The organism is Candidatus Viridilinea mediisalina (assembly GCF_002532535.1).
Taxonomy (GTDB): Bacteria; Chloroflexota; Chloroflexia; order Chloroflexales; family Chloroflexaceae; genus Viridilinea; species Viridilinea mediisalina.
The window spans coordinates 30,635-44,138 of record NZ_NQWI01000021.1; the positions used below are offsets into that span (position 1 = coordinate 30,635).

At 59.0% G+C, this 13,504-nt stretch carries 10 protein-coding genes; 6 read left to right on the forward strand and 4 right to left on the reverse strand.

Annotated features, from left to right (window positions below):
- Nucleotides 1-163 precede the first annotated feature (163 nt).
- Both CJ255_RS06960 and CJ255_RS06965 read left to right on the forward strand, forming a co-directional pair.
- Complete coding sequence (locus CJ255_RS06960; protein ID WP_097643363.1) at nucleotides 164-2,905, forward strand: cation-translocating P-type ATPase; 2,742 nt, start codon at nucleotides 164-166, stop codon at nucleotides 2,903-2,905.
- A 57-nt stretch (nucleotides 2,906-2,962) separates the two neighbouring features.
- Nucleotides 2,963-3,190 carry a hypothetical protein gene (locus CJ255_RS06965; RefSeq protein WP_097643364.1) on the forward strand — a complete coding sequence of 76 codons (228 nt, stop codon included), beginning with the start codon at nucleotides 2,963-2,965 and terminating at the stop codon, nucleotides 3,188-3,190.
- Nucleotides 3,191-3,324: 134 nt separating this feature from the next.
- Here the strand turns inward: CJ255_RS06965 and rpmE are convergent, their stop codons facing one another.
- The 3 genes from rpmE to rplU form a co-directional block, all read right to left on the reverse strand.
- Nucleotides 3,325-3,624, reverse strand: coding sequence for a 50S ribosomal protein L31 (gene rpmE, locus CJ255_RS06970; RefSeq protein ID WP_097643365.1), 300 nt, complete (start codon nucleotides 3,622-3,624; stop codon nucleotides 3,325-3,327).
- 12 nt (nucleotides 3,625-3,636) lie between these two features.
- Nucleotides 3,637-3,915 (reverse strand): 50S ribosomal protein L27, encoded by a 279-nt coding sequence (rpmA, locus tag CJ255_RS06975; protein ID WP_097643366.1) that lies wholly within the window; start codon nucleotides 3,913-3,915, stop codon nucleotides 3,637-3,639.
- Between the two features lie 78 nt (nucleotides 3,916-3,993).
- Entirely contained in the window at nucleotides 3,994-4,308 is a 315-nt protein-coding gene (rplU, locus tag CJ255_RS06980; RefSeq protein ID WP_097643367.1) for a 50S ribosomal protein L21, read from the reverse strand.
- Nucleotides 4,309-4,746: 438 nt separating this feature from the next.
- Here rplU and CJ255_RS06985 point away from each other — a divergent pair, with 438 nt between their 5' ends.
- From CJ255_RS06985 to CJ255_RS07000, 4 genes are all read left to right on the forward strand, one after another.
- A complete protein-coding gene (locus CJ255_RS06985; protein WP_097643368.1) occupies nucleotides 4,747-5,499 on the forward strand; it encodes an EI24 domain-containing protein in 753 nt (250 codons plus the stop codon).
- Nucleotides 5,500-5,616: 117 nt separating this feature from the next.
- Nucleotides 5,617-7,662 (forward strand): M6 family metallopeptidase, encoded by a 2,046-nt coding sequence (locus tag CJ255_RS06990; protein WP_097643369.1) that lies wholly within the window; start codon nucleotides 5,617-5,619, stop codon nucleotides 7,660-7,662.
- Nucleotides 7,659-8,630, forward strand: a complete 972-nt coding sequence (locus tag CJ255_RS06995; protein ID WP_245863232.1) for a hypothetical protein — start codon at nucleotides 7,659-7,661, stop codon at nucleotides 8,628-8,630. Before CJ255_RS06990 ends, CJ255_RS06995 begins: the two co-directional genes overlap by 4 nt.
- Before the next feature lie 333 nt (nucleotides 8,631-8,963).
- Complete coding sequence (locus CJ255_RS07000) at nucleotides 8,964-12,119, forward strand: AAA family ATPase (RefSeq protein ID WP_097643370.1); 3,156 nt, start codon at nucleotides 8,964-8,966, stop codon at nucleotides 12,117-12,119.
- Nucleotides 12,120-12,182: 63 nt separating this feature from the next.
- Here CJ255_RS07000 and CJ255_RS07005 read toward each other — a convergent pair whose 3' ends face one another.
- Nucleotides 12,183-13,301: a DegT/DnrJ/EryC1/StrS family aminotransferase gene (locus CJ255_RS07005; RefSeq protein ID WP_097643371.1), complete on the reverse strand. Its 1,119-nt coding sequence runs from the start codon at nucleotides 13,299-13,301 to the stop codon at nucleotides 12,183-12,185.
- Nucleotides 13,302-13,504: the final 203 nt, after the last annotated feature.

Genomic DNA, 13,504 nt, shown 5'->3' on the forward strand with positions numbered 1-13,504 from the left:
TGGGGAGTAGCCAACCGCATCTGCGGAGCTGAACGTCGTCAGCACGGCCTTATGGCCCGGCGTTCAGATCGTGGTCACACGATAGGCGAGACCATCGCGTCGTATGTTACGTCGTGATGGTCTCGTTTTGTGTGGCCGAGGCCATCTCTGGGGAGGTTTGATCATGCAACCGATAGTTGACGGCGGGCCGACTGCGCCCCGCCCGCTTCCTGCTGCGCCGCTAACGGCTTGGCATCATGAGGATGTGCCCACAACCCTTGCGGCCTTGACGACAACCAGTGACGGCTTGAGTGACACAGTAGCGGCAGAGCGACGGGCCCAATGTGGCTTGAATGAACTGCATGAGCAGCAGACGCGCCGCCCCCTGCTCATGTTGCTTGAGCAGTTTACCAATGTCATGGTGCTGATTCTGCTGGCAGCAGCCCTGCTTTCGCTTTTTCTCGATAAACAGCTCGAGGCGGGGGCGATCTTTGCGATTGTGGGCCTCTTTGCGCTGCTAGGCTTCTTTCAGGAGTATCGGGCTGAACGGGCGATTGCCGCCCTGAAGCGCTTGAGCGTGCCCCATGTGCGGGCCTATCGCAATGGGCAGTTGGGCGAGCTTTCGGCCCGCGACTTGGTGCCCGGTGATGTCATCCTGCTCGAGGCGGGTAATCTTGTGCCTGCGGATCTCCGTATCATCGAGAGTGTCAATCTACGCATCCAAGAGGCTGCACTAACTGGTGAGTCGCTGCCGATCAGTAAGCAGAGCGAAGCCCTAGCCCAGCAAGCTGTCCCCTTGGCCGAACGGCGCAATATGGGCTACCTGGGCACCACCGTGAGCTATGGCCGTGGTCGGGCTGTGGTGGTCGCCACAGGCATGCAGACCGAATTGGGCAAGATTGCGACCATGTTGCAGCAGGTCAGCCATGCCCCTACGCCACTCCAACAGCGCCTTGATCGTGTCGGTAAGCAGCTTGCCGTTGCCGGTATTGTGGTTGCCCTGCTGATCTTGGGGCTGGGCTTAGTCATGGGCGAAAGCCTGGGCGCCATGCTCCTCACCGCCATCTCGGTGGCCGTAGCCGTGATTCCTGAAGGACTGCCTGCCGTCGTCACCTTTACACTGGCGCTGGGCGGCCAGCGGATGCTACGCCGTCAAGCGCTGATCCGCAAGCTACCCGCCGTTGAGACCCTCGGCTCTGTGACGATCATCTGCTCCGATAAGACCGGCACGCTCACCGAGAATCGCATGACGGTGACGCGCTTGGTTACGACAGGCACCATGGTGGCGCAGCCTAACGGCCTGGCTGATCACGAGCAGGGGCTGCTTTTAGCGGCTGGAGTACTCTGCAACGATGCCGAATTGCAGCCCACGTCCGATTCGGGCGCTTATCGCATCCTCGGCGATCCGACGGAGGGGGCCTTGCTGGTAGCAGCAGCCAATGCTGGGCTGCTGAAAGCTGAGTTGCAGCAAGCCTTGCCCCGCGTTAGCGAGTTGCCATTTGATAGCGAACGCAAACGTATGACCACGCTGCATGCACGAGGGGGGGCGGCGCTTGATCAACGCTTGGCCCAAGTTTGGGGCCAGACTAGCTTTATGCCTGCTGCTGAGTTGCTTGCACTCACCAAAGGTGCGGTGGATGGGCTGCTCGAAGTGACCAGCCAAGTGTGGGTGCATGGCCAGGCTGAAGTCCTCGATGAGGCGTGGCGAGCAAAGATTCTGGCTGAAAATAGTGCCCTAGCGAGCAATGGCATGCGTGTACTCGGCATAGCTTTTCGGCCTCTACCCACCGAGACCGCTACAGAATTGGTTGAACGCGAGTTGATCTTTCTGGGCCTCGTGGCCATGATCGATCCACCACGCCCAGAGGTGGCCGCAGCGGTGGCGACATGCCGCACAGCGGGGATTCGTCCGCTCATGATCACCGGCGACCATCCGCTTACCGCAAGCTATATCGCCCGCGAACTGGGGATTACCCAAGATAGCATGGTGGTGACGGGAGCAGAGTTGGATCAGGCGGGCAATGCGGCCCTGCCGGAACTGGTGGCCCACAGCAACGTGTTTGCGCGCGTGAGTCCCGAACACAAGCTCAAGATTGTCGCGGCCCTGCGTAGCCAAGGTCATGTGGTGGCCATGACGGGCGACGGGGTCAATGATGCGCCCGCACTGAAACAGGCAGATATTGGCGTTGCCATGGGCATTACGGGTACCGATGTGGCCCGCGAAGCATCGGACATGGTGTTGCGTGATGACAACTTTACCACGATTGTCGCTGCCGTAGAAGAGGGGCGCGTGATTTATGACAATCTGCGCCGTTTCGTCAAGTTTGCCGTGGCGGGCAACATCGGCAAAGTGGCGGTCATGCTCCTCTGGCCGCTCCTCATCAGTCTGAGTGGACTACCCAGCACAACGATGGTCGCGCTCTTGCCCTTGCAGTTACTCTGGCTCAACCTGATGACCGACGGGCTGTTGGGCTTGAGCATGGGCTTCGAGCCAGCCGAGCGCAGCGTGATGCAACGCCCCCCGCACCGGCCCAGCGACGGCATCTTCGCCGGGGGCATGGCTTGGCAGACGATCTGGGTGGGCATGGTGATTGGCCTCTTGAGTCTTGGAGCGGGTGGCTGGTACTATTGGCAAGGCTTGAGCCAATGGCAGACGGTCATGGTAACGAGTTTAGCCTTTTTGCAGGTCTTTCAAGCCTTAGGCACCCGCTCAACTAGTGCTTCACTCTGGAGCATCGGCATCTTCTCGAACCGGGTGATGTGGGGCATCATTGTACTCGTGGTAGGGCTACAGTTATTGGCCATCTACACGCCATTGAGCATCTTCCTGGGCATGCAGGCGCTCACCCTGTTTGATCTGCTGCTCTGCATCGGCCTGGGGGTGCTGCTCTTGGGGGCAATTGAGGGAGCGAAAGCTTTACGTTAGGGCCAACCTGCGGTATCCTATCACCCAGATGACATTACAGCATTAAAGAGCAAAACAATGCCAGCACCATCATCACGCGGCCAGCGCCGCAAACCAATCCGCAGCTTGGGTAGCGGGACAGCAGCCAAACCAACTCCGGCCCTGGCCTACACCCAGCCCGCTCGCCCAGTTGAACCGCGCGACTACTCCCGCGACTACGCCGACGTGCGACGCGACCTACGCATGATTGCGCTTGTCAGCAGTCTGCTGCTTGTCGGCATGGTTGTGATCTCGTTTGTGTTGTGAGGATGGGGGAGGCGAGGAGGCGAGAGGCGATGGCACTCTCGCCTCTCGCCTCTCGCCTCTCGCCTCCCTCACCGAAAAGCAAACGGGGCGGGGTGCAATGCTTGCACCCCGCCCCGTTTGCTTGTTCGCGTTTCCTACGCATCCTCGCCGTAGAGTTCCTTCAAGAGGCTCTTCTTCGGCTCAGGCTGGCTCTTGGCCGTGCGCTGCTTCTCAAGCGCCGCTTGGCGATCCTGAGAAGCACTGAGGCGCTTCATAAAGCGATCAACCTGACCAGCGGTATCAACAATACGCTGCTCACCCGTGTAGAAGGGATGGCAATTGGAGCAGATCTCAACACGTAGATTGGTACGGGTCGTACCAATCTGCCAACGGGTGCCACATGTCGTGCAGACAATCCCGTCCATATTATACTGGGGGTGGATGCCCTGCTTCACCGTAAACTCCTCTTATTCCGCTGAAGCGATGGGCTGCTCGAGCGGAACCACACTGACCATCTTCTGGCTACGCGAATAGGGCTGGAACTTCACCACGCCCTCGATCATCGCATAGATCGTATAATCGCGGCCCAAGCCGACATTCTTGCCCGGCTTGATCTTCGTGCCGGTCTGACGAACAATAATATTGCCGGGGACAACACGCTCGCCACCGTAGGCCTTCACCCCGCGCATCTTTGGCTTGCTATCGCGTCCATTGCGCGAGCTACCAACACCCTTTTTATGTGCCATGATCTTTCCTCTAACCCTAGTCTATGAACAGACTGGTTGACTTGTTCAGCCGTTCACCTGTTCATTTGTTCTCACAATTCACACTACAATCTCATGAATTTTAATCTGCGTATAGCGCTGGCGGTGACCCGTGCGGCGGCGGTAGCGCTTCTTATTGCGGTAGCGGAAGACGATAATTTTTTCGCCCTTCTGCTCGCCGAGCACCTCAGCCCGCACCTTCGCCCCGCTCACCAGCGGCGCACCAACCTTGACCGACTCCCCATCGCCTACGAGCAGCACTTCACCCAACTCAATCTCACTGCCAGCTTCAGCCTGCTCAATCAGATCAATCTTGAGGATTTGGCCCTGCTCAACGCGGTACTGCATGCCGCGATCACGAATAATAGCGTACACGTCGCTTCTCCTCGGAACATGAAAAGAGAGCGGGGTTACCGCCCTGCGCTCACGCGATTATAGCAGAATCGACACCTTGTGTCAATCCTTAGCGGACAAATGCTCCGCTCCGCGAGGTTGTTGTCCGCGGTAGCGACCGCTCGATGCCGATTCGTATGCTTGAGTACCGGACGCGGCTTGCCGCCATCTATCCAGACATGCCGGTCACGAGTGTGGTATGGTATGTAGGTGGGGTGGGGTGGGGTGGGCGACTCTGCGTTGCGCCAAGCCGCATTATACCATTTACGATTGTAGATTGCAGATTGCCGAATATGGCGTCCCAATGGGCTTTCGCATTCTTGATGATGCGGAATGTTCAAGGGTAATAGGTATTAGTCGGCTGAAACTGGTGTTCCAACGTCAGTTCATAGACTTTTCAGACAGCCCCTAAGGAAAAGCATGCGCGATCTATTTGCTGGACTAGGCTACCCGTGGCGGGCGTTGGGTCTGTTGCGGCGCACACCACGGCTCTGGAATTTTGTATTGATCCCGATTGGCCTCAATCTTGTGGTGGGCCTCGTGATCTATGTGGGGGTCTATTTCACGTTGTGGCGCATGTTGCAGGCGTGGCTTGCCGATAGTGCTGCATGGGCTGGGGTGGTGCTCTGGCTGCTCGGGGCGGTAACGGCAATCCTGCTGGCGGTTGCGGTCGCTTTTCTGATTGTGCGCTTTGGGGTGGTGCTTGGTTCGCCTTGGTATAGCCAACTCTCGGAGGAGTTGGAGGCGCTTATGATGGGCAAGGAGCCGGTGGATACGCCGTTTTCGTTGCGCCGGATTGCCTATGATCTCTGGCGGGCGTTGCTCTTTGAGTTCAAAAAGTTGGGCTTGGGTCTTACGCTCTGGATCATGTCGCTCTTGCTGCTGCTGCTGCCTTTGGGCGGGCCGTTTCTGCACGCTGCCGCAGGGATGCTGATTGGTGCTACGATCTCCTGCCTCGATTTTTTTGATGGCCCCCAAGAACGACGCTACTTCAGTTTTCGGCAGAAGTTGGCGACCATTCGCCAGACAATGCCAAGCAGTCTTAGCTTTGGGATCATCGCCTTTAGCTTGGTCTCGATCCCGCTCGTTAACCTCTTTGCGCTGCCACTCTGTGTGGCGGCGGGCAATATGCTGGTAATCGAGCGCACGTTGAATGATACCAATCACCCTTGAATATGGCGCATTATCAAGAACGCTAACGCCCATTGGGACGCCATGTTCGGTAATCTGCAATCTGCAATCTGCAATTCTACAATCGTAAATGGTATAAGAACGGGGTACAATGATGCTATGAAACTGAAACTCGTCCTTATTGTTGCACTATTGACCCTGTTGCTCAGTGCATGCACATCTTTCAGTAGCGCTGAACCACAAGCGACGCTTACGCCCACATTGGGTGACGCAACCGCCCTGCTTGAGCCTACGCCTACGCTGCCTTTGTTTGCGTTTGAGCCGCTACCGACAGCGCTGCCAGCCTCAACTCCAACCGCTACGCCGCCCGCTGCTAACCCCGCAGACCTGTTGGCCCGGCTTGATGCCCATGCCCGGCCTCTGCGCGACCAGGTGGAGCTTGCGCGGGCTCTTGGTAGTTGTCGCCCTGCGCCCGATGAGTGCCCCACGGTTGCGCGCGAGACGCCGCTGGATGTGGAGGTTGGCTATACGCGGCCCTTTTTTGTGACGAATTTTGACGATAATACCAATTTTGAGCTTAACGCCCAGTTGCACTACGCGGGGCCGGTGGTGCTGATGTATGTCGAAGAGGGCTTGAGTTTCAACCAAGCGGCCCTGGAGTGGGCGGCGCAGCACTTTGAGCAGGAGATCTATCCGCGCACGCGTGAGATCTTTGGCTCGGAGGCGCAACCGGGGGTTGATGGCGATCTGCGGATTACCATTTTGAACGCACGCGATCCAAGTGGGCGCGTCTTGGGCTACTATTCTTCTCAAGATTCGCTGCCGCGCCAAGTCAATCGCTATAGCAATGAGCGCGAGATGTTCTTTATGAATATTGCGCTTATGCCGTTTGAAGATCCCAAGTATTTGGATGTGTTGGCCCATGAATTCCAGCATATGATTCATCAGCACGAGCAGCCCGGTAGCGCGATCTGGTTCAATGAGGGCGCCTCGCAGCTCGCTTCGGACTTGAATGGCTATGTCCACCACAGCTTCCCGTTGCTCTACCTCGCCAACCCTGACGTACAACTCACCAGTTGGCGCAGTGGCCCTGGGCGTTCGGGGGGCCACTATGGGGCGGCGCACCTCTTTATGCGCTATATTTACGCTCAGTATGCGGGTGAAGCGCAAATTCGCCCGCTGATCCGTGCCAATGCTGGTAAAAACTTGGAGGCTTTCGTTACGTTGGCTGCCCAGACCCATCCCGATATTCAGTCGTTTGGTACGCTTGTGGCCAATTGGGCGGTGGCGAACCTGATTGATGACCCCGAGGTGGGCGATGGGCGCTATACCTATGCGACCGGCCATGAACTGCCCAACCTGCTGACGCAACGCATCCGCCCGGTGCCTGTTGCGCTCGGACGACATCCGGGTAGCCTAGCGCAATTTGGCGCTGCCTACATGGAGTTGCCCAACAACGCCAGCCATGTCAGCTTTGAGGGGGCCAGCCTCGTCCCACTGGTTGGGGCGCAACCCCTGGGGCAGTCTGCATGGTGGAGTTTCTATGGCGACGATAGTGTTGCAACGCTCACCGGGGCCTTTGACCTGCGCGAGCTTGAGCGTGCGACCTTGCAATTTGATGCATGGTATGAGATTGAGTTGGATTATGACTACGCCTTTGTGAGCGTCTCGACCGATGATGGTCTGACCTGGGAGACCCTGCCGGGCACCTTGACGACCGACTATGATCCGCAGGGGGTCAATTATGGCTTTGGGATTACGGGCATCAGCGGGCATCCAGGGGCCGACCTGGACGACCATGTGCGCGGCATTTGGGTGGAAGAGCGCATGGATTTGACGCCCTACGTAGGTCAAGAGATTCTGCTGCGCTTCTGGCAGATCAATGATCAGGCGCTTGAAGGTGCGGGTATTATGCTCGATAACATCGCTATCCCGGAGTTGGACTTTCTTGATGATGCGGAGAGCGACGCAGCGGGTTGGGCTGCCGATGGCTTCGTGCGGGTCAGTGGTGAACTGCCACAACAGTGGGAGGTGCGCCTTGTGCGTAGACCTGCCAATGGGCTGATGCAGGTTGAGAACTTGGAGGTTGCTGCCGATGGAAGCGCAGAGGCGCAGTTGCAACCCGATGAACGGGCCGTCTTGGTGCTTGTGCCAACAACCCCCCACACCCAAGAGCGCGCCAGTTACGTGGTACTCGTTGAATGATCTTATCCCAAGTTACCTTTGAACATGCCGCATCATCAAGCACGCGAAAGCCCATTGAGACGCCATGTTCGGCAATCTACAATCTACAATCTACAATCTACAATCTACAATCTGAAATGGTATTCTGGCCCAAAATCCCACGCGCCGCCTTGCGGCCCATCAGTGTTGTCGCACTGCTGATCATCGCCGTCTGGTTTTTAGGCCAAGAGCGCCAGACGACGATCCACTTCATGCCTGTAGAGAGCAATCAGTACGGCGAGGTTGCGCCAGCCGTGCTGCGGGCCGACTATGATGTACGTGGCGATGACCACTTGATCCTCAGCAGTAGCCAGGGGCTCTTTGAGCAGCAGGAACAAGCACGGCTCTATGCCGATCTGCAACGCGCCTTGGCCTATGTGAGCGAGCGCTTTGGCGGCAGTGCGCTCGGCACCATCAGCATCTACATCGGGCATGCGCCAAGCTGTGGACTACACGGCATCGCCTACACCGAGATGCGAACCGTTCAGGTCTTTACCTGTGCCAGCATCCCAATGGGGCGCGTCGTCAACATTGCAGCCCACGAGTTTGTGCATCAACTCTGCCATGATCACTACGGCCCGGCCCATCTTGAGGCCGATCTGATCCTGATGGAGGGCATCGCCACATGGGGGGCGGGCAGTTACTGGTTGGGCGACGCGGCAGATTTTCGCAGCTTCGTGCGCCCTTGGGTTGCTGAAGATCGAGCACTGCCGTTGGCGACAAGCTATGTTGGGCGTCCGATCAGCGACATGAACCAACTCTACTACCAATGGGCCAGCTTCGTAGAATTTCTGATCGAACATGAGGGGCGCGAACGCTTCGACATGCTCTACGTCAGCGGCGCGAACAGCCCCGCTTCCGCCGACTATCTGGGGGTTTATGGGCGCGACTTTGGGGCTTTGGAAGCTGAGTGGCTGGCGTGGGTGCTGGGAGAGCACACAGAGGATTGAACCACAGAGGCACAGAGGACACAGAGGAAGGTCGCTTTACCATCTTGCGAGAATGCGTGAGGCGAAGAAGCGAAGGCTTTGCGTCCTCGCGTCCTCGCGTCCTTGCAAACGGTAAAGTGCCTACGTCACACCAATTACCCTTGAACATGCCGCATTATCAAGAACGCTAAAGCCCATTGGAACACCATGTTCGGCAATCGGCAATCTGCAATCGGCAATCTACAATCGTAAATGGTATTACCTTGCAACGAAACGTTGACGTGGCACCCAAGTTGCAGTATCTTTGATCTACGCTAGTAACCAGATCCCTGTGCGCTTGTGGGGCCAATAGCTATGACGACCCTGGCTCCTCTTGAAGAGCTTGCGAGCTACGTCCCGGCCCTCATTCTCCGCCATATGGCCGCTGATGGCGGTGCTACCCTTGCGCCCACACGAGAGCGCTTTCCGGCTGCGTTGCTCTTCGCCGATCTTTCGGGCTTTACGGCGCTCACTGAGCATCTGACGCGCCAGAGCCTCGCGGGGGCCGAGGAGTTGACGCGCATCCTTGATCTCTATTTTGGCCATGTGGTGGCGGTGGTAACGAGCCACGGTGGCGATGTGGTCAAGTTTGCCGGTGATGGCGTGCTGGCGCTCTGGTATGGCGATGAGCCGTTGCCGATCCTGACGCAACGGGCGGTGCAGTGCGGCTTGGCCGTGCAGATGATGATGGCCCCCGACGTCTGGGCTTCGCTCGATGATGATCAGCTCATCCCACCACTCAAGGTACGCGTGGGCGTTGGGGCGGGTGAGGTGACGGCCATGCGCTTGGGGGGCGTCTTTGGCCGCTGGGAACTTCTGATTGCTGGGGAGGCGGTGAAGCAGGCGGGCCAGGCGGAAGCAGAGGCGCGTTCCGGCGAGGTGGTGCTGGCACCATTGGCCTGGCGCTTAGTTCAGGATGGCTGTGTTGGCGAAGTGTTACCCTCGGGTGCGCTGCGCCTTAATGGGTTGACCGACTACCTGCCGATGCGCGCCTTGGCCCTGCCGCCAATTGTGCCACCGATGGCTGATGCGCTGCGAGCCTTTGTGCCCAAGGCGATTCTGGCCCATACCGATGCGGGGCAGACTGATTGGTTGGCGGAACAGCGACGCATTACAGTACTCTTTGTGCGCCTGCTCGATCTGCATGCCGATACGCCGCTGGCTCAGGCCCAAGCACTGCTCTTCCGCTTGCAACAGATGCTCTACCGCTACGAGGGCAGCATCACCCGCTTGGGGGCCGATGCCAAGGGGCCAACCCTGGTAGCGGCCCTTGGGCTACCGCCGGTTTCCCATGAGGATGATGCGGAGCGTGGCGTGCGCGTGGCCCTCGCAATTCGGGCGGCGCTCAACGATTTAGGTTGTCGTGTTGCCATTGGCGTCACAACGGGCCGAGCGCTCTGTAGTGCCGTCGGAGGTGCGAAGCGCCGCGAGTATACCATGATGGGCTCGATGGTCAACCGTTCGGCGCGCTTGATGCAGGCGGCAGCAGAGCGGGGAGGGGCAATGGCGATCCTTTGTGATGAGCGCACCTTCCAAGCAACGCGCCATCAGCTCAATTTTACCCCCTTGCCCCCCCTCGCACTCAAGGGCTTTGCGACGCCCGTGCCAATCTTTAGCCCCTTGCCCGAAGCGGCCAAAGTGCCGCTGTTCGTTCCAGAACAGGCGTTGATTGGACGCACCCAAGAGTGCCAACTGCTTGCCACCCAGATTGCGCGTCTCCGCGAACAGGGCAGCGGCGGCCTCTTGATCCTTGAGGGTGAGGCGGGGATCGGCAAATCTACGCTGCTCAATGTCGCCCGCAGCTTGGCCCAACACGATGATCTGTTGGTACTGAGTAGCAGCGGCAGTCCGCTTGATCTGCCGCCCTACCACCCTTGGTGCGCGATCTATGCCGATCTGCTTGCGCTCCTGGCGGGGGAAGACGATCAATCAGTGAGCGGCAATGGCCGCACCGAGGGCGCGGCGGACAAGGCGGAGCAGATTGCCCGTGAGTTGGCGCGGCGGGCATTACTGCTGCTCGAAGACCTTGAGTTGGCTGAGTTTGCACCTTTGCTCGCAGCGGTTATGCCCATGAGCCTGCCAGAGACGCCGCGCACCGCAACGCTGGTTGGGCAAACGCGCGCCGAACAGACCCTCGATCTGTTGGTGCGCCTGTTGAGCTATGCGGCGGCCCGCGCTCCTCTGCTGCTGATCTTCGATGACGCCCAATGGTTCGATCCCGCTTCGTGGAGCTTATTGCAGGCAACCCTCAGCGGCATACCAAGGCTGCTTTGTCTCGTAGCAACACGCCCAATGACAAAACCTCCGCTTGTGTTCCAACAACTGGCCTACTGGGCCAACAGCAGACGCCTGCAACTGCGCGGCCTCACGCCCACAGAGATCAGCCAATTGCTCGCTCGCCGCTTGGGGGTGGCAGATCTGCCGGAAGCTTTGGCGGAACTGATTGTGCCCCGCGCCCAAGGCAACCCCTTTGTAGGCGAAGAACTGCTGAGCGCCCTGCAAGAGCAAGGGGTCATTGAGGTGCATAACGGAGTCTGCCAGTTCAACCCCAGCAACCTGGGCGAATTGCAGCAGCAACATCTGCCCGACACGGTTGAGGGGCTGATCATGAGCCGCATTGATCGTCTCACGGCGGCGCAACAATTGACCCTGAAGGTAGCGAGTGTGATCGGCACCAGCTTCACCCTGAATACGTTGGTAGCCATCCACCCGGTGGAAGAGGAACCAGAGCCACTGGTCGCCCAACTTTTTGCCATGCAACAATCCGGGCTGGTGGTGATTGAGGCATTTGAGCCAACCCTCATCTATGGCTTCAAACATGTGGTAGGTTGCGATGTGGCCTACAACCTCATGAGTTTTGGCCAACGGCGGCAACTGCACCAACAGCTTGCCGAGCGCTACGAGGCGGAGGAACATGCTGAGTCGGTGCTACCGATTCAGATAGCGCACCACTGGCGTCAGGCGGGGCAAGCATTGCGCGCCATTCCCCACTTGGTCGCAGCGGGCAGTGCCGCCCTGCATGCCGGTGCTGCCAGCGAAGCCAAGCGGCTCTTCGAGCAGGTATTAGCATTAGCGAGCCAAGCGCCCACTGCGTTCGCGCCAGCAACGTATGCGCACTGGGAGCGACAGTTGGCGTTGGCGTGCCATGATACAGGCCAAGCCAAAGCTTGTCGTACCCACCTCAGCAATGCGGTTGCGCGCGTAGGCTACCCACTCGAGGTGCAGCGTGGGCGCATACTCTGGGCACTAGGCCACGAGTTGATCACATGGCTCAAAGGCCACCTGCTGCGGCCACACAGCCATGAGCCACCCGATGCAGCCTTGCAGGCAGCCGCAGACTGCTACACCCTCTTGGCCCAACTGGCCTACCGTGATGGCCGAGTGCTCGCGGCGCTCTATGTGGGGTTGCGGCGGCGGAATCTTAGAAGCTATCTGAAAAGCAGGGGGCACACGCTGGAGTGCCGGCTTTAGCCGGCTAAAGCCGGCACTCCAGCGCGTGCCCATAGACGTTTCAGACAGCCTCTTAGTTCGATTTCAGACAAACGCCCCACGCACAGCCTCAGCCACGAGCTCAAGCTCCTCGCGGCTCAATTCGGGGTAGAGTGGCAATGAGAGAATTTGGCTGGCGAGGCGTTCGGTCACGGGCAGCGCGCCCGGCTGGTAGCCAAGCTGCTGGTAGGCGGGCTGCAGGTGGGTCGGCAGGGGATAGTGGATGTCGCACCCGATCCCGGCGGTGCGCAGGTGCTGGTGCAGGCTATCGCGCTGTTCACTACTGACCACAAAGAGGTGGTAGACATGCCCAGGTTCATCGGCAGGCAGAGTGAGGGGTAGTCCGGCGAGTAGCTCGTTGTACCAGCCAGCCCGTTCCACCCGCGCCTCATTCCAGGCATCAAGGTGGCGCAGTTTGAGGCGCAGCACAGCCGCTTGGATTTCGTCAAGGCGCGAATTGCGCCCTCCCGCCTGGCTGGTGATATACTTCTCGCCCCAGCCATACATACGCAACGCGCGCAAACGTTCAGCCAGAGCCACATCGTCGGTCGTGAGCGCCCCGGCATCACCCAACGCGCCCAAGTTTTTCGAGGGGTAAAAGCTAAAGCATGCCACATCGCCCCAAGCCCCAGCGCGGCGGGGATGTTCGGCGGCATCGGCCCAAGCCCCGTGGGCCTGGGCCGCATCTTCGATCAGCGCAAGGCCGTGGGCGCGAGCCACGCTATAAATGGCGGGCATATCGGCCAAACGCCCGTAGAGGTGTACCGGCAGGATCGCCTTGGTCTGAGGCGTAATTGCCGCTTCAAGCAAAGCCGGATCAAGATTGTGGGTCTGGGGTTCAACATCCACAAAGACGGGGCGTGCACCCGCCTGCAGGATTGCCGCCGCCTGGTAGACACAGGCATTAGCCACGGTAATCACCTCATCACCGGGGCCAATGTCGAGGGCCACGAGAGCCAGGTAGAGCGCATCAAAACCACTGGCCACCCCAACGCAATGGGCAGTGCCACAGTAGGCCGCAAACTCAGCCTCGAAGTGGCGCAGTTCTTCACCCAAGACATACCAGCCCCCGGCGGCCACGCGCAGCAAGGTTTCGTTCAGTTCCTCACCGAGCGCGGCGGCTTGGCGCACCAAAGCACCAAAGGGGACTTGTGGGCTCGCCATGAGTGATGCTCCTTATAGTGTAGGAAACAGAAACGAGGAAATAGGAAACTAGGGAATGTGGTTTGAAATCATCCCAAAGGAACGCAACAACACTGCGGTGCCTTCGCCCCTCTCCCACGTTGTGGGAGAGGAGTAGGGGGTGAGGGCCATCTAGGGCATCCCCAAGCCCTATCTGCGGCTTCAGGAGCAAATATGCTACCCAC

Coding starts and splice junctions, on each gene's coding strand:
- CJ255_RS06965 (WP_097643364.1), top strand. CDS start 2,963: ATGCCAGCACCATCATCACGCGGCCAGCGCCGCAAACCAATCCGCAGC.
- CJ255_RS06960 (WP_097643363.1), top strand. CDS start 164: ATGCAACCGATAGTTGACGGCGGGCCGACTGCGCCCCGCCCGCTTCCT.
- rpmA (WP_097643366.1), bottom strand. CDS start 3,915: ATGGCACATAAAAAGGGTGTTGGTAGCTCGCGCAATGGACGCGATAGC.
- CJ255_RS06985 (WP_097643368.1), top strand. CDS start 4,747: ATGCGCGATCTATTTGCTGGACTAGGCTACCCGTGGCGGGCGTTGGGT.
- CJ255_RS07000 (WP_097643370.1), top strand. CDS start 8,964: ATGACGACCCTGGCTCCTCTTGAAGAGCTTGCGAGCTACGTCCCGGCC.
- CJ255_RS06990 (WP_097643369.1), top strand. CDS start 5,617: ATGAAACTGAAACTCGTCCTTATTGTTGCACTATTGACCCTGTTGCTC.
- CJ255_RS07005 (WP_097643371.1), bottom strand. CDS start 13,301: ATGGCGAGCCCACAAGTCCCCTTTGGTGCTTTGGTGCGCCAAGCCGCC.
- CJ255_RS06995 (WP_245863232.1), top strand. CDS start 7,659: ATGATCTTATCCCAAGTTACCTTTGAACATGCCGCATCATCAAGCACG.